This is a genomic window from Cohnella rhizosphaerae (assembly GCF_029525575.1).
GTDB lineage: Bacteria > Bacillota > Bacilli > Paenibacillales > Paenibacillaceae > Cohnella > Cohnella rhizosphaerae.
This window is the reverse complement of record NZ_JAPDIA010000007.1, coordinates 225,380-244,125: the sequence shown is the minus strand read 5'-3', so window position 1 is coordinate 244,125 and position 18,746 is coordinate 225,380. Positions and strand designations below refer to the sequence as shown.

General features: G+C 58.8%; 17 protein-coding genes and 1 pseudogene. 4 read left to right on the top strand and 14 right to left on the bottom strand.

Translation table 11 applies throughout. The features are described 5' to 3' along the window. Positions 1-158: 158 nt before the first annotated feature. From OMP40_RS18920 to OMP40_RS18900, 5 genes are all read right to left on the bottom strand, one after another. Entirely contained in the window at positions 159-1,646 is a 1,488-nt protein-coding gene (locus OMP40_RS18920; protein WP_277534892.1) for an alpha-L-rhamnosidase-related protein, read from the bottom strand. 208 nt (positions 1,647-1,854) lie between these two features. Next, a complete protein-coding gene (locus tag OMP40_RS18915) occupies positions 1,855-2,601 on the bottom strand; it encodes a hypothetical protein (protein ID WP_277533692.1) in 747 nt (248 codons plus the stop codon). A gap of 631 nt (positions 2,602-3,232) precedes the next feature. Continuing rightward, positions 3,233-3,700 (bottom strand): phage tail protein, encoded by a 468-nt coding sequence (locus OMP40_RS18910; protein WP_277533691.1) that lies wholly within the window; start codon positions 3,698-3,700, stop codon positions 3,233-3,235. 25 nt (positions 3,701-3,725) lie between these two features. Continuing rightward, positions 3,726-4,205 carry a GyrI-like domain-containing protein gene (locus OMP40_RS18905; protein ID WP_277533690.1) on the bottom strand — a complete coding sequence of 160 codons (480 nt, stop codon included), beginning with the start codon at positions 4,203-4,205 and terminating at the stop codon, positions 3,726-3,728. 108 nt (positions 4,206-4,313) lie between these two features. Beyond that, a complete protein-coding gene (locus OMP40_RS18900; protein ID WP_277533689.1) occupies positions 4,314-4,736 on the bottom strand; it encodes a DoxX family protein in 423 nt (140 codons plus the stop codon). A gap of 96 nt (positions 4,737-4,832) precedes the next feature. Here OMP40_RS18900 and OMP40_RS18895 point away from each other — a divergent pair. Further along, positions 4,833-5,798 (top strand): annotated as a pseudogene (locus tag OMP40_RS18895) (helix-turn-helix transcriptional regulator). A 61-nt stretch (positions 5,799-5,859) separates the two neighbouring features. On the opposite strand, the gene secF reads toward OMP40_RS18895, so the two are convergent. The 3 genes from secF to OMP40_RS18885 are packed head-to-tail and all read right to left on the bottom strand — an operon-like array spanning position 5,860 to position 7,955. Continuing rightward, complete coding sequence (secF, locus tag OMP40_RS18890) at positions 5,860-6,717, bottom strand: protein translocase subunit SecF (RefSeq protein WP_277533688.1); 858 nt, start codon at positions 6,715-6,717, stop codon at positions 5,860-5,862. Between the two features lie 13 nt (positions 6,718-6,730). Next, positions 6,731-6,982 (bottom strand): hypothetical protein, encoded by a 252-nt coding sequence (locus OMP40_RS40235; protein WP_338131184.1) that lies wholly within the window; start codon positions 6,980-6,982, stop codon positions 6,731-6,733. A 22-nt stretch (positions 6,983-7,004) separates the two neighbouring features. Next, a complete protein-coding gene (locus OMP40_RS18885) occupies positions 7,005-7,955 on the bottom strand; it encodes a preprotein translocase subunit SecD (protein ID WP_338131183.1) in 951 nt (316 codons plus the stop codon). Between the two features lie 335 nt (positions 7,956-8,290). On the opposite strand from OMP40_RS18885, the gene OMP40_RS18880 reads away from it, so the two are divergent. From OMP40_RS18880 to OMP40_RS18865, 3 genes are all read left to right on the top strand, one after another. Continuing rightward, entirely contained in the window at positions 8,291-10,300 is a 2,010-nt protein-coding gene (locus tag OMP40_RS18880) for an S-layer homology domain-containing protein (protein WP_277533687.1), read from the top strand. Positions 10,301-10,463: 163 nt separating this feature from the next. Then, complete coding sequence (locus OMP40_RS40230) at positions 10,464-12,191, top strand: glycosyltransferase (protein ID WP_338131182.1); 1,728 nt, start codon at positions 10,464-10,466, stop codon at positions 12,189-12,191. A gap of 108 nt (positions 12,192-12,299) precedes the next feature. Then, positions 12,300-13,013: a glycosyltransferase gene (locus OMP40_RS18865; protein WP_277533686.1), complete on the top strand. Its 714-nt coding sequence runs from the start codon at positions 12,300-12,302 to the stop codon at positions 13,011-13,013. A gap of 47 nt (positions 13,014-13,060) precedes the next feature. Here the strand turns inward: OMP40_RS18865 and OMP40_RS18860 are convergent, their stop codons facing one another. The 6 genes from OMP40_RS18860 to OMP40_RS18835 all read right to left on the bottom strand — a co-directional run bounded on the left by OMP40_RS18860 (position 13,061) and on the right by OMP40_RS18835 (position 18,737). Further along, a complete protein-coding gene (locus OMP40_RS18860) occupies positions 13,061-13,684 on the bottom strand; it encodes a class I SAM-dependent methyltransferase (RefSeq protein WP_277533685.1) in 624 nt (207 codons plus the stop codon). 257 nt (positions 13,685-13,941) lie between these two features. Continuing rightward, positions 13,942-14,271, bottom strand: a complete 330-nt coding sequence (locus OMP40_RS18855) for a hypothetical protein (RefSeq protein WP_277533684.1) — start codon at positions 14,269-14,271, stop codon at positions 13,942-13,944. Positions 14,272-14,351: 80 nt separating this feature from the next. Beyond that, positions 14,352-15,134, bottom strand: a complete 783-nt coding sequence (locus OMP40_RS18850) for a glycosyltransferase family 2 protein (RefSeq protein WP_277533683.1) — start codon at positions 15,132-15,134, stop codon at positions 14,352-14,354. Positions 15,135-15,279: 145 nt separating this feature from the next. Continuing rightward, a complete protein-coding gene (locus tag OMP40_RS18845) occupies positions 15,280-17,175 on the bottom strand; it encodes an S-layer homology domain-containing protein (protein WP_277533682.1) in 1,896 nt (631 codons plus the stop codon). Continuing rightward, the gene (locus OMP40_RS18840) at positions 17,087-18,373 is read right to left on the bottom strand and encodes a phage tail protein (RefSeq protein WP_277533681.1); all 1,287 of its coding nucleotides are present in this window, start codon (positions 18,371-18,373) and stop codon (positions 17,087-17,089) included. Before OMP40_RS18840 ends, OMP40_RS18845 begins: the two co-directional genes overlap by 89 nt. Beyond that, positions 18,351-18,737 carry a hypothetical protein gene (locus OMP40_RS18835; protein WP_277533680.1) on the bottom strand — a complete coding sequence of 129 codons (387 nt, stop codon included), beginning with the start codon at positions 18,735-18,737 and terminating at the stop codon, positions 18,351-18,353. Before OMP40_RS18835 ends, OMP40_RS18840 begins: the two co-directional genes overlap by 23 nt. Positions 18,738-18,746 lie beyond the last annotated feature (9 nt).

The following is an 18,746-nucleotide window of genomic DNA, read 5'->3' as shown; positions in this document are numbered from 1 at the left end:
GAAGCGCGTGCACGCTCATCGTCTAGTTGCGCGCGCGGAAGGAGCCGGGAAGCGGCCCGTGAGCTTTTAAAGGTGCGGTTGAAATGCTCGACATTGCTGCAGCCGACGGCGCATGGCGCGATGCGAAGCCTGCGCGGACAAAAGTTTAAGGCCATCCTTCATTGGATGGCCTTAAACTTTTGAATCATACCGGCTTGCCGCCGCAGACTGCAACGGGCGTGAATCGTTTGTCCGCCCTTCGCTTCTTGTATCGCGCCGTCCGGAAGAACGATGTCCACGGGAATATCCGTCGGGGCATCCACCGTCAAGATAAAGGCGTCGCCGTCCAGCCGCCAGGCCGTCTTCACGGGTCCGTGCGGCGTCGGCGTCGTTCCGTTCGCCCATGCGAGGCCTTCCGGCCTCGGCGCAATCCGGATGCGCGCGAAGCCGGGGGCTCCCGGACGCACGCCGAGCACCGTCGCGGAGAATTCGTACAGCGGCAGCGCGCTCCACGCATGGCAATCGCTGCGGGGCGTGCCGTGCGCCATCTCCGGGAGCGTCGTCAGCTCGAGGCCGAGGAACAGTCTCCAGCGGTCCCATTCCTTAAAGGCCAGCGCGTGCAGGCCGCACGATTCCAGCGCGCGCATGGACGCGAAGGTCTGCGGCAGCGAGGCAACCGGCAGCGTATCGTCGGCGAAGGTCCGGCGAAGCAGCTCCGCCGCGGCCTCGCCGGCGACCGCGCCGGCCAGCACCGCCCAAATCTGCGCATGCACGCTAAAGTCGCCCGTCCCCGGGCAGTTCGCGTACAACTGCCGCTCGGCCGACCAGCAAAGCCGATGTACCGCTTCAATAACCGCTTCGGCGCGCCCTCGCAGCTCGCCGGCCGCATCGCGCCAGCCGCCGGCTTCGAGCAGGCCCGCCGCCTTGCGCAGTCCGGCGGCGTACATAAGGCTATGCAGCGTCATCGGTCCATCGTCCTGCGTCGGCGGCGCGCCGTAGGGCCAGCTCTCGACCCAGTCGAAATGCGTCCACAGCTCGTAAGGCAGCATGCCCACGATGCCCTCGGGCGTCCGGTACCGCTCGAACCAGTCAAGCAGCTTCAGCATGGACGCGCGGTACCGGTTCACGAGGGCGATATCCCCGAAGTACCGATAATGTTCGTCCAGCATGTCGATCCAATACAAGGAGAAGCCGGGAATCACCTGCGTCAGCATAGAAGGGAACCGGCATTGCAGCATGCCGGAAGGCAGCTGGGAGCTGTGGAAATCTTCGATCGCCTTGCGCGCCAGCCGGTCGTCGGTGGTCAAATGGTACGTGTACAGCATCTGCAGCCGCGTATCCATCGTATATTGCAGCTGTTCGTAATACGGGCAGTCCTCGTACGTCTCGTGCATGCAGCGGCGCAGCGTGTTGAGCGACATGCGCCAGATCTGATTGAGCTCGTCGTCCGAGCAGTCGAACGCGCCTGTCGGCTCCAACGGATAGCCGGTCTCCCGGTAGCCGATGCCATGAAGCGCGATCGGCTCATTGCCGGCCGCGATCTCCACGCGAACGTACCGGAACGTCCGGAACCAGAACGGCTCGTAAACTTCGGGGCGCTCGGGCGTACCGACGCCGGCTGCCGAATAGACGTCCGGATCGCCGACCAGCTTGCCGCCTTCGGCCATCGTCCGTACGCCCTTGATCCGTCCATCGCCGATATCCGACGCTTCCGGCTCGTAGCATTCCGCGCAGATCAATCGAATCTCGGCGCCGGCGCCGCCGCTGAAGGCCACATGCAAATAACCGGTCGTGAGCAGGGCGGCGTCCAGCTCGAGCCAAATCTTTGCCGCCGCGGGCACGACCACGGGGACCCGTTCAGGACCGCGCATCGCTTCAAGCCGTTCCGCCGCGCACCCCTCGGCGCGCACGATACCGGCAAACGCGGTCTCCCGTTCGTAAAGCGGCGGAATCGGGCGCGGCTGAAGCGCCCAGCCCACGCGCTCGCCATACGGATTGCGCATGGGCGCAAACGGAACCGCCGGCTGCCAGCCGGCTGCGTCGAACGCCGGCTGCGCCCAGCCGTGCGGAAGCTTCGCGCCCTCGATGCGCTCCAGCCCGCCCAGCCACTGGATGAGCTCGCTCGGCTCGACGGCGTATCCTTCCGCTGCCATGCACAGCCAGCTGTCGCCCGTATGCAGCTCCTCCTTCATGCGGCCCCCCGTCATCGGACAGCGCGCCGTCCAGCAGGAAGCCGCCGTTCCGCTCGCTCCAGATCGAGATCGGCCCGGAGACGCCCATCGTCCAAGGCTCCGTCCCGACATAATGCACAACTTGGGCGGCCAGCACGTTCATGCCGTCGCGCAGCAGTCCGCCGATCTCCACCGTCTCGTAAAAACGCCGGTTCGCGTCGCCCTTGCAAGGGCCGATCGATACCGACTCGCCGTTCAAGAACAGCCGGTACCGGCTGTTCGCGCTGACCCGGACGATCAGACGCTCATCTCCTGCCGCCTGGAACGTCCGGCGAAACAGCGCCATCGTGTGGCGGCCCGGCCGAATATCCCGATCCGGGCTCTCGAACCAGATCCATTCCCCGCGCCAGTCGCGGGTATCATGGGCAAGCAACGCTTCACTTTGCAGCATGAGGGGGGCTCCTTTACGTTGATGCCCTAATACTATTATGTATCACTAGTACATTCAATGCCTATGCCGCGGGATTTGGGTGTTACGGAGGCCGAGATCATGCCCATAGGCGCTTATCGGCGCCATTCAGGGTGCGACGGGGACCGAGATAATGACCATAGGCGCTTATCGGCACCATTCAGGGTGCGACGGGGACCGAGATAATGACCATAGGCGCTTATCGGCGCCATTCCAGGTGACACGGAGGCCGAGATCATGCCCATAGGCGCTTATCGGCACCATTCAGGGTGCGGCGGGGACCGAGATAATGCCCATATGCACTTATCGGCACCTTTCAGGGTGCGACGGGGACCGAGATGATGCCCATAGGCGCTTATCGGCACCATTCAGGGTGCGGCGGAGGCCGAGATAATGCCCATAGGCGCTTATCGGCACCTTTCAGGGTGCGACGGGGACCGAGATAATGCCCATAGGCGCTTATCGGCGCCATTCCAGGTGACACGGAGGCCGAGGCTTGGCCCCTCCCGCGACCGGACTTTCACCGGCAAGAAAATACGTGCTTACCTGGGCACGCCATAAATTAAAACCGCCAGGGAAGATCGCCCTGACGGTCTTTACGTGCTTGCTTGCCTCAGTACTCGCCTTTAATGACGAAGAACGAACCGCGGATGGTCCCGGCCAGCTTGGACTTCTGTCTGGCGAATTTGAACTTCTTTTCTTCCAGCTCCCGGGGCACTTCCATCCCCTCGGACAGCTTGAACCCCACGGCGCGCTTCTTCGGATCGTCCAGCGTGTACAGCACGTTGACCCCCAGGCCGTCCTCATAGAAGACGAAGGCCCAATCGATATTTTCGACTTGAAAACGCGACGTTTCCAGCGGTCGGGCCGCGAACGCGATGCCGCGTTCTTCTCGCAATACCCGCTCTACGTAATCCAGCGTGTCCCGGCTTTCGGCTGCGGGTACGACGGTGAATTCATGCTTGTATTTGTTCATGAAATAACGGGCTTCGTTCGCGCGCAACCCTGCCAGCGCTTCTGCCACCGGCGAAGATTCCAGACCGGCCGTAGACACGTTTTTAAAATCGACGATCATGGACATGGCTCATTCCTCCTATCGTTTTCGATTACTTCTGTACAACCGGGACCCACATCTCGCCGTATACGAGACCGTCCCGCTGCCCCATCTCGACCGTTGCATTGGGACCGCCGACGTAAGCGTATTGATCGGCCGCAGGCAAGGCTTGACCGAAGGCGATGCCGGTCAGCATGCTGCCGAGCTCATCGGCCGACTTCCCTTCGCCTTTTACGACGAGATACTGTCCCTTGGGAAATTGGATCACTCTGTGCTCCTCCGGCAACGATGCGTCCGACATGACGCCGGCGTAATACATCATCTTGTGGTTGACCGCTTCGTTGACGGCAAAAATATAGTCGTTCGCGGCGATCGCCTTGAGCGTGTCGAGCCGTCCATCCTGCTCCACGGACCGCCAGAAGCTTTCTTTCTCCTTATTCATAGCGGCATAGTCCGTGTAGTCGCTCTTCAGCTCCGTTCCGATCCCGAGCACGATAAAGCTGTCTTTTTCCTCGAAGGTATACGTTGCCATGAATTCCAGCTCCCTTTTTTAAATGGTCGATTGGATGGGTTAACCGCCTGATAGATCTATCATAACCATAAATGGTGTCAAAATCTGCTACGTTTAGCGTGCGACTTATTAAAGTTTGCGGCTTTTCGGACGAAGCGCCCAGGAGGCGACGGCAAGCGCGGCATACAAGAGCGGCAAAATCACGTTGAACCCGCCATCGCCGTAATCATGAGCGAACATATGGGACAGAGACGCGCCAGTCATGAGGAAGAAAATGCCGCTGTACGCCCATTCCTTCAGCCGGGGGAAGCCCGGGATGAGGATCGCGATGATGCCAAGCAGCTTCCACGTACCCAGAATGTTCGTGATATACAGCGGGAACCCGATAGCGGTGACCAAATCGACGTTGCCGCCGTACCGCATCAATTGCCCGATCCCGCTTAACGCGATAGAAAATGCGAGAACGGCGGTGACGATCCAATAAGCGGCCGTCCTTCCGATCGGGCGAGACTTGCTCAAACCGTCTTTTTCTTCAAGGGTATAGGTTGCCATTGCCCAAGCTCCTTTTCGTATCGATTTGTTTTTTCTCTTGATGCGCTTATAATAACGAGTAATCATGTCAAAATATGATACTGTTTAGAGGACCCCATGAAAAAAGTAGAACGGATTAACGTAATCATGCGGTACATCAACAACCGCGCCCATTTCACGATTTCGGAAATCATGCACGAGTTCAACATCTCCCGTTCGACGGCGATCCGGGACATCCGCGAGATCGAAGCGATGGGCATGCCGCTCGTCGCCGAGGTCGGGCGGGACGGGGGCTACTTTGTGATGAACAACTCCGTCCTGCCCACGGTCCGCTTCACCGACAATGAGATTAAGGCGCTTTTTTATCGCCTTCATGGCCACGCGCAATCTGCAGCTCCCTTATCTCAAGAGCCGTCACTCCTTGGCGGAAAAATTGCTCGGCCTCATCTCGCAGAATCAGCAGGACGATCTGGTACTGTTGAATCAAATCCTGCTGTTCGAAGGGACGAACCCCCACAATCCCGACCTGCTCGATCTGTCGGATCTGCCCCATCCGATGCTGGAGCAGCTCATACAGATTCTTCTCGAAGATCGCTACCTCGCGGCTTCCGTCGAAGAAGGAAAGGAAATCAAGACTTATTCGGTCTATCTCATGCGCCTGTATCGCGAAAAAAAGCGCCTGGCAAATCGAAGGCTTCGACCTCGTTGAGGAGAAGCGGCGGATCATTCCCGTCGACCGTCTCGCCGAGGTCCGACCCTATCCGGAGAAAAAAAAGAATAAGCCCGAAGAAAATCGCGGAGCAGCTAAGCAAACGCGAAGAAGCCTTCAACCTCGTCGTCGAGCTCGGTCCTCAGGCGATCGCCCAGTTCAAAAAGTACCATCCGCTCAAAATGACGATTTCCTATACGAATCCGTATCAGACGACGGCCATCCTGAAGGCGTCGCTCCCTGTTCATCGTCCGGACGAATTGGCCGAGACCACGAACTGGCTGCTTTTCTTGGGCGCGGATATCAAGGTCAGGGAAATGCCGAAGGAGGTTGTAGAGGGATTGAAGGACAGGCAGGAGGTGTGGGGGAAATAAGAATACAAGGCTGCCTTGAAGAAGACTTCAAAGCAGCCTTGTTGCATTTATCCGAAGCCTGTCAGTCTTCCTCGTCTTCATAGGAAATCGGCAGTACGGGAAGCGGATAGAGTCCATCCGACGTCTTCTGTTCTCGATTAAAGCGCCGATGCAAGGAGCGATTCTTCATAATCAGCCATACCTGGCTGGCAATGCAAATGGAAGAATACATTCCGACGATCAGTCCGATCGACATTGCGAGCGAGAACATTCTTATCGATTCGCTGCCCCAGAATAACAGAGCAAGCGAAGCGAAGAGAACGGCGATAACGGTATTGATCGATCGGCCAAGCGTTTGATTCACGCTTCGGTTGACGATTTCAACGAGGTCCTCGAACGTCCGGGCTCTCGCGAAACGCATATTTTCCCTTATCCGGTCAAAGATAACGACCGTATCGTTGATTGAATAGCCGATGATCGTAAGCATCGCGGCGACAAAAGGCAGATTGACTTCCAATTTGAACACGGAGAATACGCTAACGACAAAAAACGCATCGTGGAGCAGAGCTACGATCGCGGCCAAAGCAAATCGCCATTCGAATCGAATGCTTACATACAGTAAGATGCCAAGACTGGCAAGACCGACGGCATACAGCGCTTGAAGCGCTAATTCGCGGGCGATGCCCGGATCTACCGTATTCTCCTCTTTGCTTACGTCATTTCCATATGTCGCGACAAATGCGGAGACGATCTTGGCGGAGTCTTTGCCCGACGGGTCCAAAACATGGTCAAAACGCATGGACACGCGATTCTGCCCATTGCCGCCAACGGATAAGACCGAAGGCTCGAAGCCTGCGCTCCTGACGATCTGGCTGGCGGACGACGACTCGATAGAGCGGCTAAGCGTAATGTCCAGTGACGTGCCTGCCTTGAAGTCCACGCCGTAATTCAGATTAAAAAAGAAGGAGGCTGGCGATGCCGGCTAAAGTGGCGATGGCGGATATGGAAAAGAAAACGTTGCGCCTGCTTACAAAGTCAATTCTCCCGCGAATGGCCGGCATTTCCGCTGCCTCTGCTTGAAAAACGATGTGCTCAGGCTTGACGCCATAAAACCTAGTATGATCGGCCAGCCCTGTGCGCAACAGCATACGAAGAAGCCATTGGGAAAAATAAATATTCGTAAAAATACTTAAAACGATGCTCATGATTAAAGTAATGGCAAAGCCTTTAATCGCCCCCCGAGCCGAGAGAAAACAAAACGAAGCCCGCGATGAGCGTCGTCACGTTGGCATCCATAATCGTCTTGAAAGACCTTTTGGAGCCGGCCTTGAATGCGGACAAGGGCGTTTTGCCCGTCCTCAACTCTTCGCGAAATCGTTCGTAATTGATAATGTTGGCGTCTACGGCCATGCCAATCCCCAGAACGAACGCTGCAATGCCGGGCAACGTCAGCGTGGCCTGCATCAAATTCATGAAGAGCAGCAGCAGCCACGAATAGGTTATCAATGTAATACTGGCCACGATGCCGGGAAGCCGATATAAAGCCAGCATGAACAACAAGATGAGAATGGAGCCCGCCGCCCCGGCCGTCAAGGTCTGCTCCAACGATTGTTGTCCCAGCGAAGCGCCGACGGACTGGCTGAACTTTTCAGTCAACTTAAGAGGCAGAGCGCCCATATTGATGGTATCGACAATGTTTTTTGCGTCGTCGTAAGTAAATTGGCCCGTAATCCGGCATATCCCGTTGGTCAGAACCGCTTGAATAACCGGCGCCGTCAGCACCCGTTCATCCAGATTGATGCTGATGGTCTGCCCAAGCAGCCGCTTGGACAGCGATTCCAGCTTTTCTTTATTTTTAACGGTGACTTGTATATTAGGATTCCGCATCTCGTCGTAAACAACCTGGGCAGCCCCCTCGACAAAATCGGTTCCCGTCAGTTCGACTTGGTTGTCCGGACCCCGAACCGTCAATTCCGACGGCTTCTTCAGCATTTCTCTGACTTGTTCCTCGTCGGTGACGCCGGCGATTCTAACGCGAATTCTGTCCGTACCCTCGGTCCAGATTTCGGGCTCGGCCGTGCCTAGCGCGTTGATTCGCTTTTCCAGGCTTTTGGCCGTCTGTCGGAGCGTATCGACCGGAATCTCGCCTTCGCCCTGAACGGGCGAAGCTTCGTACAAAATCTCGAAGCCGCCTTTCAAGTCGAGTCCCAGACGAACCTGATTGACAATGCCCGGCGAGGTGAAGAAGACAACCCCGAGTGTTAGGACGACTGTTAGCGCCAGTCCCGCCAATCTTTTTTAGCAGCAACACGTTTTAGCTCCTCTCGCAGCCATCGGTTCCTATTAATTTAGTACCAACTATAGCACATCTCGCGCTTTAAAAAGCAATCCCGCCCCTGTTCAGCGAATGTTCAGTGTAGGTTGTTAGTATTAAAGACATAAACAAAATTCGTCATTATTCATCAATTTTCGGTAGGTCGGCAGGCTTATCTTTTTTGAGGGAGAGAGAACTGGTGAGAGACAAACGCAGAGCCGTGATGACAGGCCTCAGCATGGTTATGATCCTGTCCAATGCCGGACAAGCCGCGGCTGCGGCCAAGGATTTTTTTAAAGACTTGCAGCACGTGCCTTGGGCGGAACGGCAAATTAACAAAATGAGCATGCTGGAAGTTGTCGAAGGCAGAGGGAACCAGGTGTTTGATCCCGCCGATAAGGTAACCAAGCAAGAAGCGCTCATTATGGTCATTCGGCTGATGGGCGCCGAGAGCCGCCTCGAGACAGGTGTCGCCGGCTACCCCGTCGATGCCTGGGCCCAGGCTTATGTTAAATTGGCCCTGCAGCTTGGTTTGGTGGACGAGTCCGAAATAGCCGGGGGCTCCGTTGCAAATTGGGGACGTGCGTCCGTCCAGCGCGTATGGGCGACCCAACTGATGGTCAAGGCCGTCCAGCATGGCAATGACGATCTGGCGCTGTACAGCTCGTTATCCAAGTTTAACGACTGGTACAAGGTATCCCAGGAGATGCTGGCGTACATCAACCTTGCAAGCGAGCTGAAGATCGTCGACGGCTTTCCGGACGGCTCCTTCAAACCGCTCGATCTCGTGACGCGCGGACAAATGGCCAAGATTCTTACCGCTACGCTTCCGTATCTTGCGAACAGCGAAGATGGCAGCAAGGCCGGGCTCGTAAAATACGGGGTCATCGCCGCCATTAAAGGCAATGTTGTGGACGTCAACATCGATGGCGAGATACAAAGCTTCCAGCTTGACGATAATTCGTTTATCTATGGCAAGGACGGGAAGAAAGCAGCCGGCGCAACCGCCCTTAAAGTCGGCCAGCCGATCTCGATGGTGGCGGACGGCAACAAGATCGGTCTAATCGAAGTAACCGATAAAGCGCTTAGCACTGCGGCTTTTGCATCGCAGCTGAAGGTGCTGGCAGAAAAAGCGGAAGCGAGCAAAGGGCAGAAGGGCGATCCGGGCGCTACGGGGGCTACCGGAGCTGCAGGCGTTACCGGCGTGACCGGTCCGCAGGGCGGTCAAGGCGCGCCAGGCGTGACGGGTGCTACGGGTGTCACCGGCGATCCGGGCGATCCGGGCGTGACAGGTGCTACTGGCGGTACGGGCGCTACAGGCGCCACCGGCGCTACGGGCGTCACCGGCGCTACGGGCGTCACCGGCGCTACGGGCGATCCGGGCGTAACGGGTGCTACAGGCATGACAGGCGCTACGGGCGATCCGGGCGTGACAGGTGCTACTGGCGGTACCGGCGCTACGGGCGTCACCGGCGATCCGGGCGTGACGGGTGCTACGGGCGTCACCGGTGCTACAGGCATGACAGGCGCTACAGGCATGACAGGCGCTACGGGCGTCACGGGCGCTACGGGCGTCACCGGCGCTACAGGCGATCCGGGCGTGACGGGTGCTACGGGCGTCACCGGCGCTACGGGCAATCCAGGCGTGACGGGTGCTACGGGCGTCACCGGCGCTACGGGCGATCCGGGCGTAACGGGTGCTACGGGCGTCACCGGCGCTACGGGCGATCCGGGCGTGACGGGTGCTACGGGCGTCACCGGCGCTACGGGCGATCCGGGCGTGACGGGTGCTACGGGCGTCACCGGCGCTACGGGCGATCCGGGCGTGACGGGTGCTACGGGCGTCACCGGCGCTACGGGCAATCCAGGCGTGACGGGTGCTACGGGCGTCACCGGCGCTACGGGCGATCCGGGCGTGACGGGTGCTACGGGCGTCACCGGCGCTACGGGCAATCCGGGCGTGACAGGTGCTACGGGCGTCACCGGCGCTACGGGCAATCCGGGCGTGACAGGTGCTACGGGCGTCACCGGCGCTACGGGCAATCCGGGCGTGACAGGTGCTACGGGCGTCACCGGCGCTACAGGCGTCACCGGCGCTACAGGCGTCACCGGCGCTACGGGCGTCACCGGCGCTACGGGCGTCACCGGCGCTACGGGCGTCACCGGCGCTACGGGCGTCACCGGCGTCACAGGGCCTACGGGAGTTTAAGACCGCTTGTATATGAAGATTCGCTAATCACCACAACGCGTCCACGCTACGGATTTACCGTGCGCGTGGACGCTTTATTTTCAAGAAGCAAGACTTCCTGGACAAATTCATTTTTGATCTGGGATACTAGCAAAATAGAGACTGTATGTAACGGAGGTTCGTCATGAAATCCGTAAGTATCGTTCTACTCGCACAACACGAGAATTTGGTCGAGGGCTGCTTGACTGCGTTGTATAACCGGACGAAGCAGCCTTACGAACTCATCGTCGTCCTTGAGTCCGGCGCAACCGCAATCGCCAAAAAAGTTGGGACCCTAAAGAATGTAAATACGCTTGTCGTACTGGCACCTAAGGGCTTTGGCGTAGCGGCGGGCTACAACCTGGGCGCGGCGCAGGCCCGTGGAGAAGTCGTTGTCTTCATGCGGGATACCGTTGCGGTCGGCAAGGATTGGCTGGAGCCGTTGGTCGATTGTCTTGAAGCGCATCCGGAAGCCGCAGCGGCCGGACCTTTGAGCCACGGCGTCAGCGGTGCGCAGCATGCGACAGGGGACGTCGGGGAACTGCTGGAGCTGGACCGCGCGAGCCGGGAAGCGGTCAGAGCGGATCGGCGGGCCTCCAGATTGATCGGTCTGACGATCGCTATTCGAAGCGCCGCGCTGGCGCAGCTGGGCGGATTCGACGAACGGTTCGAGGGCGAGAGCTACGAAGACGACGATCTATGCTACAGAGCGCTGCTTGCGGGATATTCCCTGTATATTGCGTGCGGTAGCTTCGTCGCATACAACTCGCCGTACCTGACGACGGCCGAATGGCATGCGTTCAGCGATAACATGTCGAAGAATAAACGGGTAGCCACAGCCAAATGGGGAAGCGACCTGACCGAGCTGTTGCAAAATTGGAAGCTGCCTGCGACGGTCAGTCTGTGCATGATCGTTAAAAACGAGGAGGAAACGCTCGATCGCTGCTTGTCCAGCGTCTCAGATCTCGTTCAGGAGATTATCGTCGTCGATACGGGATCGACGGATGCCACGAAGCAGGTTGCCGCTCGCTTTGGGGCGCGCATTTTTGATTTTGAATGGGTCGACGACTTCGCCAAAGCCAGGAATTATGCCTTTGACCAAGCCACGCAGGACTATATCCTATGGTTGGATGCTGACGACGTCCTGCTGCCTAAAGACCAAGCGGCTTTTGCCGAATTGACGGCAGCCCTGCCGACTCAAGCCGACGCGATATCCATGCACTACCATCTCGGGAAAGACGAATACGGCAACGTGACAAGCAGTCTCCGCCGGAATCGTCTAGTCCGTCGCAGCATGAACTTCAAGTGGATCGGCATCGTTCACGAGTATCTGCAGGTACATGGCCATATCGTGCACAGTGAGATTGCGGTGACGCATGACAGAGTGCACGGCCATTCGGACCGCAATCTTCATATCTACGAGCGCAAGCAGCGTTCGGGCGAAACCTTTAACCCTAGAGACATCTACTACTACGCCAACGAGTTATACGATCATGGCTTATGGGAACGCGCCGCCGAGCAATACGAAAAGCTGTTGGCTGAATCGGAAGTATGGATGGAGGACAGGATCGGCGCTTGCGGACGCGCGGCCGAATGTTACCATGCGCTCGGCCATACGCAACTCGCCAAGATCAAAGCGCTGCAGTCCTTCGCCTACGCGCTGCCCCGCGCCGAAAATTGCTGCCGGCTCGGCTCGTTTTATTTATCCGAGGATAACTATAAGGAGGCCGCCTGGTGGTATCGGTTGGCCACCGAAGTCGAGATGCCTTCGGATTCTTCCGCGTTGCTGCAGCACTCATGCTGGACCTGGCTGCCGCGTCTGCAACTATGCGTTTGCTACGATCGCATGGGGGGAGTACGCGCTGGCCTATGAAGAGAACGAACAGGCGGCGGCCTACATCCCTCGCGACGCTCGGATCGTGGCGAATCGCTCCTATTTGCAAAGTCGTCTCGGACGAGGAGAACACGCGGGAGGAATCTCATGAGTGCGATCGCTATGCAAAAGCGAATAACGCTTTCCATGATCGTCAAGAACGAATGCGGCAGATACCTGGAGCAGGCGCTGAAGAAGCACAGGGAATACATCAGCAATGCCGTCATCATCGACGATGGCAGTACCGATCGCACGGCGGAAGAATGCTTGCGTCTTCTGGAGGGCATTCCGGTCAAGTTAGTCCGCAATCGCGCGTCGCGCTTCCAAAACGAGATCGAACTGAGGCTTCAACAATGGGAGGAGACGATTCGCGAAAATCCGGAATGGATCTTGAATATGGACGCGGACGAATGGTTCGAAGATCGGTTTGCCGGCGAGATTCATCGACTGCTCGCGGGCGAGCAAGCGGATGTCCTATGCTTCCGATTATACGACTTCTGGAGCAAGGAAGCCTATCGGGACGACGAATACTGGCAGGCTCACCATTACTACCGCCCGTTTCTCCTTCGTTACCGGCCGGATTTCGACTATCGGTGGCGGGCCGCGGCCCAACATTGCGGACGTTTTCCGGAGAACATATTGGAGCTCCCGTCGGCAAAGTCCGAACTCCGGCTGAAGCATATGGGCTGGTCATCGTCCGTAGACCGGGAAAATAAGTTCATCCGCTATATGCTGCTCGATCCGAAAGGCGAACATGGCTGGAGAGAACAATATCTGTCGATCATGGATGAGCATCCTTCTCTTGTCGCTTGGTCGGAATAATAAGACGAACCTCCATTCCGTAAGACGGACAGGAGGTTCTTGTGTTATCAGGACGCCAAGCGCTTGGCTAGCAGCAACCGGATGCACTTAATCTCGGGCCCCCACATTGCCGTAGAGATCGCATCGGCCGGCTCCCCGAAATCATGCAGCCCGGCAAAACGCCAGCCGACAGCATCCATTTGCGCTTGAAACATCGTCATATCGACATTTGGATAGTCGACGGTGAGCACAAGCAAGCCGTCGTTCTTAAGCACCCGGCGGAACTCTTCCAGCGCGCCCCGCAAGGTTTGCGCGTCCACATGCTCGAGCACGGAGATACAGAAGATTTTGTCGAAAAGCGCATTCGCATAAGGCAAATGCGTCATATCGCACTGCGAGAAGCTTATGCGATCGAAAAGGCCAGGGTCGAATTCGGACTTGGCCCGCAGACTAACGGATTGCGCGATATCCTCCAGGATTGCGTCCCGGGAGAGAATGCGCGGATCTAGATCGAACGCAAAGGTCGCAGTCGTTCGGGATGCCGCATAAAATTTGAATGGATGGCATATCCCGCAAGCCGCATCAAGGACCGTGTCTCCAGGATCCAAATACTTCGCGGCCCAGGCATATTCATACCCCCCTGCTCCACCATGCTTCAGGCAGATCGTAAGTAAAATGAGCCATGCGCTCATCGTCCACGCGTATAAATCGGGATATGGCGTCCTCGTCCGGCAGAACATCGTACGTCCGGCTCTCTTCTGCCCGTTGCTGTTCCGCAGCATTGGCGCTCATAACCCTTTCGAGAAATTCTTTATTGGACAGCATCCCGGGATGCCGGGGATCAAAACGCAAGCCTTCATTATTATAGTGGTAGGCCAGATTGCGATCTCCGAGATTTTCATAGCACACGCAAAGCTGGATATACGGCTTCCATGTCCATGCTGCCGGATCAGGGGGAGGTCGCTTCGGAGAAAGGCTTGTAAGCTTTCGTCGCCTGTTTGAACCAAATGGCGGCTTCTTTCCAGTCTTTCTGATCCATGCATTTGGCGCCAAGCCTGCAATACAGCTCCGCCCGCTTATGATTCAACAGCTCCTTGAGCAGAATCGCCCTGCCTTCGTCTCCGTTTCCCCTTCGCGAATGAAACTCGTCAAGAAAAAGACAAGCATGCGCCCGGCATACGGGCAGCGAGTCCGCTTCCCCCCAATGCCAGATATTGTTGCATTCGGTATGCCGCCGCAGTCTCATAGCCGAAGCTTGCCAGACGGAGCGCATCTTCATAGGGAGAAGCCGGACTGCCGGCGGCGTCCGGCGCGTCATCCGCAACACAACGCTCAATGAAAGCCGGCAAACCTTCAAGGTCAGTGTCGCGGTATAAATGGTAGGCAGGATACGTCGTCTCGACATACAGCCGCAAGCCAAGCGCGGCGGCACGGACGCAAAAGTGCCGATCCTCTCCCCAATAGCCGAGGTTCGGAATTTCGGCGAACGAGACGCCGGCCTGGATCGCTTTTTTTGGAGATCAGCGTGCAGGCGCCCAAGCCTCCTACCTCATAAAGGCCGGGCACGCGCATCCGTCCGTAAAACAACTCGGTTTCCAGCGTCTTTTGCTCTTCGGTAAGCGCCTGGCGGCGCTCAAGCGGATATTGCTCGTATTCGCCATGAAGCCAAACCTGAGGCATGGGTCGCGTCCCGGGCTGCCAGCTGGTCCAAAAAACATTGGACACGATATCTTTATTCGAGCGGACAAGCCTCTGGAGCGTCTGTGGATGAAGGATCAAATCCGAGTCGATTAAAAATACGCCGTCAAATCCTTCGTTTCCGGCAGCGGATAGAATCGTATCCTTATAGGCCGCCACTTTCCAAACGAGCGCTTCCTTCCAGATGTGCGTATATTCGTTCCGGTAATGATCCGGCGGACTGTCTTCGTCGGCCGCTCTGCCTTTAACAATGCGGGCCGAAGCGTATCGGAGAGCGAAGCGTTCCAGCAGCGCAGAGGAATCCGGTTGTTCGTTATCGTCGATAAAATAATAGCCAAGCTCGATGCCGCTCAGATCCAGCCGCTCGAGCGATTCAAGGAAGGCGGCGAGAACGGGTGCTTGCTGCCTGATCGGACTGCCTAACAATAGTCTGGTGATGGTCATGTTCATGAACTCCTATTCTTCGCTTCAGCCAAAGTTATTTTCAGATTAACATAGAATATCCGACGAAAGAACCGTACGATCCGACGAGCCGGACGAAAAACGGGACGAGACAGGGAATGTCCTGTTCGTCCCGTTTTATCGGTTTTCAGTTTGATTTGCCCCACTGTTCCAGACCCGTCTCGTACAAGACGTAGCTGTGGTTGACGGAAGCCTCCATAATATCCGCGTAAGCCCAGTGCGTGTCGGATACATCGTTCCACACGGCGGGCACGCCGACCGTCTGGCCCGGGCTTCGCTTAAGCAGTTGGTTGAACACCTTCACCGCCTCGGCTCTCGTGACGGCCTGGTCGGGACGGAAGGTGCCGTCCTCGTAGCCTTGCATAATGCCTTGGGCCCGGACGGCCGCGATCGCTTCGCTCGCCCAGTGCGAGGCGGTATCGGCGAACGTCGACGCGCCGTTCCCGGCCTCGTCCCAGCCGTACAGATTGGTCAGCGCCTGCGCAAGCTCGGCTCGCGTGACCTGGCCTTCGGGCTTAAACAAGCCGCCGGCGTAGCCCTTCATCCAGCCCTGCGCGGCAGCGGTTCGGATGCCGGCGGACGCCCAATGCTTGGCGGACACGTCCTTGAAGGCGATCGCCTTTTCGCCCGTCTCCTTCTGCGCCATCGTGCGGGTCAGGACGGCGGCCAACTCGGCCCGGCTCACGCCCTTGGCCGGCTTGAAGCTGCCGTCCGGATAGCCCTTCATATAGGCTGCGTGCGTGCCGGAACCGCTGGCCTTCGGCATGATCTTGAAGCTGTATTCGACGATGGATTGGCCGACGTGGATATTGCCGTCTTTTACGTAGCTGTCCTCGCCATGCTGCTCGGTGCGCGTATCCTGGCGGCTGTCGTATGCGACATAGCCGTCCTTCTCGCCCAGAATGTAATAGTCGCCGTCCGGATAAACCATCCATCCGTACTTGCCGCCGTCCGTGCTCGTCTGCGGATCGCGATTCTGGTTCGGCGCGAAGTCCGGCAGCTCGGGCAGTTCGACCAGCGCGCCCGGGGTACGGCCCTTCGACTTGTTCAGCGCGGTGTCGCTCCAGTGAAGCGTCGTCTTGACGCCATCTACCGTCTTGCCCGTCAGAGCGTCCGTCACGATACCGTACGGATCGATCAGCTCGGACGAGATCGTGGCGTTCCCCGCGGCATCGACGGTCAGCTTCGCGATCTTGCCCGCGAGCTTTTCTCCGTTCGGCGCGACCACGTTCAGCACGAGCTTGTAAGTGCCCGCGGCAAGCGCCGGCAGTTGAATCGGCTGCCCGCTCTTGATCGTCACGGGCGCATAGCCGAGGCTTTTGCCGTCTGCGGACAGCAGCTGTCCTGCGAGCGCGAGCTGCGACCCGACGAGCTTGGTGAGCGGATCGCTCAGTACCGCGCCCTTGTCGTCCACCACGTTAAGCGTCACCGATTGGACGGCAGGCGACACCGTCGCCGGCGCGCCGGCCACCGCGATGGTATAAGCGAAGCTGGCGACTGCGCTTTTGACCATGCCGTCTTTCCAGGCGATCGCCCGGATCGTCTTGGCGGCGTCGATCGCGATCGGCCCCTCGTAGACCGGACTGTCCGCCGTCGGCTCGCTGCCGTCCGTCGTGTAGCGGATCACGGCGCCCTCGGTCGGCGAGAAGAGCGCAACGGTCGTACCCGAGGCGACCGCGCCGGCGGCCGGCGCGGCCGTCACGGCCGCGACTTGCGCCAGGGCCGCCACCGCCGCGGTGTTCGAATCGCCGCCGCGGCTGCCTCCGACGACCGCCAGCTTGAACAGGTAGTCCGTCCCCGCCGACAGCCCCGTCACGGTCGCCGTGCCGGAGGCATAATCGAGCGGCTGCAGCGTGGCCGCCGGCACCCAGCTCGTCCCCCCGTCGGCGGATACTAGCACGGCAACCTGCATGGCGCCGGACGGCTTGTCGAAGCTAAGCAGCACCTGGTCGCCGCTCCGCGCCGCGGACAGATTCGAGATCGGCTTCGGATATACTTTGACCGTCGAATTCTGGCCTTCCAATTGATCCGCGTAGGATACGTAAGGTCTTCCCCCGGCATCGATCGCAAGCGAAATGTCGTAGGCGGCGCCGCCGGAAAAATCGGCGCCCCCCTACATTCTCCCATGCGGTGCCGCTCCAGCGCAGCACGCTGACCGGCCCTCCGCCCTCGTTGCGTTTGGAGTACGCGACATAAGGCACGCCTTGGCTGTCTACCGCAATCCGCAGCGAATCCGCGCGCGGGGCGATGCCCGGAGATCCGATCGCATCCCAGTCGCTGCCGTTCCAACGGATGACGCTCGGCATGCGGCTAACGTTCGTGTCGTCGAAGACGGCGTATATCGCGCCGTCTACCGGGCTTGCGGCCAGCGAGATTCGAACGGACGCCGAATGAGGCGTACCGAAGCCCGAATAGCCGATGTCCGTCCAGGCGCCCCCGGCCAACCGGTACACGAACGGTTTGTAGCTGTTGTACGAGCCGTCCGGGACGGCAAAGTAACCGACGTACGGAACGCCGTCCTTGCCGATGGCGAGCGAAAGGCGCTGCACGCTGGTCTCGGGGGTAAACTGAGCGGCGCCGGCCGGCTGCCAGGAACCGTCGGCGAATGTCGATACGGTGATGGCGCCGCCGAGCGGGCCGGCCAGATCGCGGTAGGCGACATACGGACGGTTCGCGGCATCCAGCTTGAGATCGGGCAGATCGCCCTCTCCGATGCCGGCTTGTCCTACCGTCGTCCATGCCGTTCCGTCGAATTTGCGCACGGTCAGCAAGCTGTCGGCCACTGCCGTATAAGCAATGTACGGTCGGCCTTCGCCGTCGAGCGCCAGCGAGACGCTGGACGCCTGTTCGTCGGTCGCCTCGGCGCCGACGGACGCCCAGGCCGCTCCCGTAAACTTTTTCACGATAATCTTGCCCGTCATCGCTTGATCGACATAAGCGATATAAGGAATGCCCGCGGCGTCCAGAACGAGCTCGGTGTCGCGCACCAGTTGTCCGCTGAAGCCCGCCTCGCCCACCAGCCGCCATCCGCTATCCGGCAGCGTCGTGATCTGCCCCGTATTGGAGATGCCGCCGCTGCTGCCGTCCTTGACGACCAGCCGGAACCAGTAAGCTGTCTCCGGTTTAAGTCCGGTCACGGTGGCGTCGTTCGAATACTGGTCCAGCGGGCCGGCATTCGCGACGGTCCAGGTGGCGCCCTCATCTTCCGACTGCTCCAGCACGACTTCCGTCGCGTCGGCGGACGGACCGAAAAAAGACGCGCGCCATCGTGTCGGTCGCGAATTGCACGCTCAAATTCTCGTGCGGCTCCGACACCCAGCCGTTCAGCACGAACGGCAAGATCTGGCCGTCGGTCCGCTGGGCGCCGCTCCAGTCCGTGCCCGCGATGTCCGAGCCGGCGTCTTGAAGGCTGTAAATGACGCGCGAGCTCTCCTCGACGCGGGCAGGCTGATAGAGATCGGCGACATAGTTATTGGTCCCCTGCTGCTCCGACAGCGGCTGCTCGTTGACGCCGACCAGGCTCGCTCTGGCGGCGTCGGCATCGGTCGTGCCGTAGACGATCCAATATTGCCGGTCGCGGTACAACTTGGCAGG

Excerpts from the sequence above, each read along its gene's own strand:
- OMP40_RS18920 (WP_277534892.1), bottom strand. The coding sequence starts at position 1,646 with ATGGCCGAAGGCGGCAAGCTGGTCGGCGATCCGGACGTCTATTCGGCA.
- OMP40_RS18915 (WP_277533692.1), bottom strand. The coding sequence starts at position 2,601 with ATGCTGCAAAGTGAAGCGTTGCTTGCCCATGATACCCGCGACTGGCGC.
- OMP40_RS18910 (WP_277533691.1), bottom strand. The coding sequence starts at position 3,700 with ATGTCCATGATCGTCGATTTTAAAAACGTGTCTACGGCCGGTCTGGAA.
- OMP40_RS18905 (WP_277533690.1), bottom strand. The coding sequence starts at position 4,205 with ATGGCAACGTATACCTTCGAGGAAAAAGACAGCTTTATCGTGCTCGGG.
- OMP40_RS18900 (WP_277533689.1), bottom strand. The coding sequence starts at position 4,736 with ATGGCAACCTATACCCTTGAAGAAAAAGACGGTTTGAGCAAGTCTCGC.
- OMP40_RS40235 (WP_338131184.1), bottom strand. The coding sequence starts at position 6,982 with ATGAGCATCGTTTTAAGTATTTTTACGAATATTTATTTTTCCCAATGG.
- OMP40_RS40230 (WP_338131182.1), top strand. The coding sequence starts at position 10,464 with ATGAAATCCGTAAGTATCGTTCTACTCGCACAACACGAGAATTTGGTC.
- OMP40_RS18865 (WP_277533686.1), top strand. The coding sequence starts at position 12,300 with ATGAGTGCGATCGCTATGCAAAAGCGAATAACGCTTTCCATGATCGTC.
- OMP40_RS18860 (WP_277533685.1), bottom strand. The coding sequence starts at position 13,684 with ATGAGCGCATGGCTCATTTTACTTACGATCTGCCTGAAGCATGGTGGA.
- OMP40_RS18855 (WP_277533684.1), bottom strand. The coding sequence starts at position 14,271 with ATGAAGATGCGCTCCGTCTGGCAAGCTTCGGCTATGAGACTGCGGCGG.
- OMP40_RS18850 (WP_277533683.1), bottom strand. The coding sequence starts at position 15,134 with ATGACCATCACCAGACTATTGTTAGGCAGTCCGATCAGGCAGCAAGCA.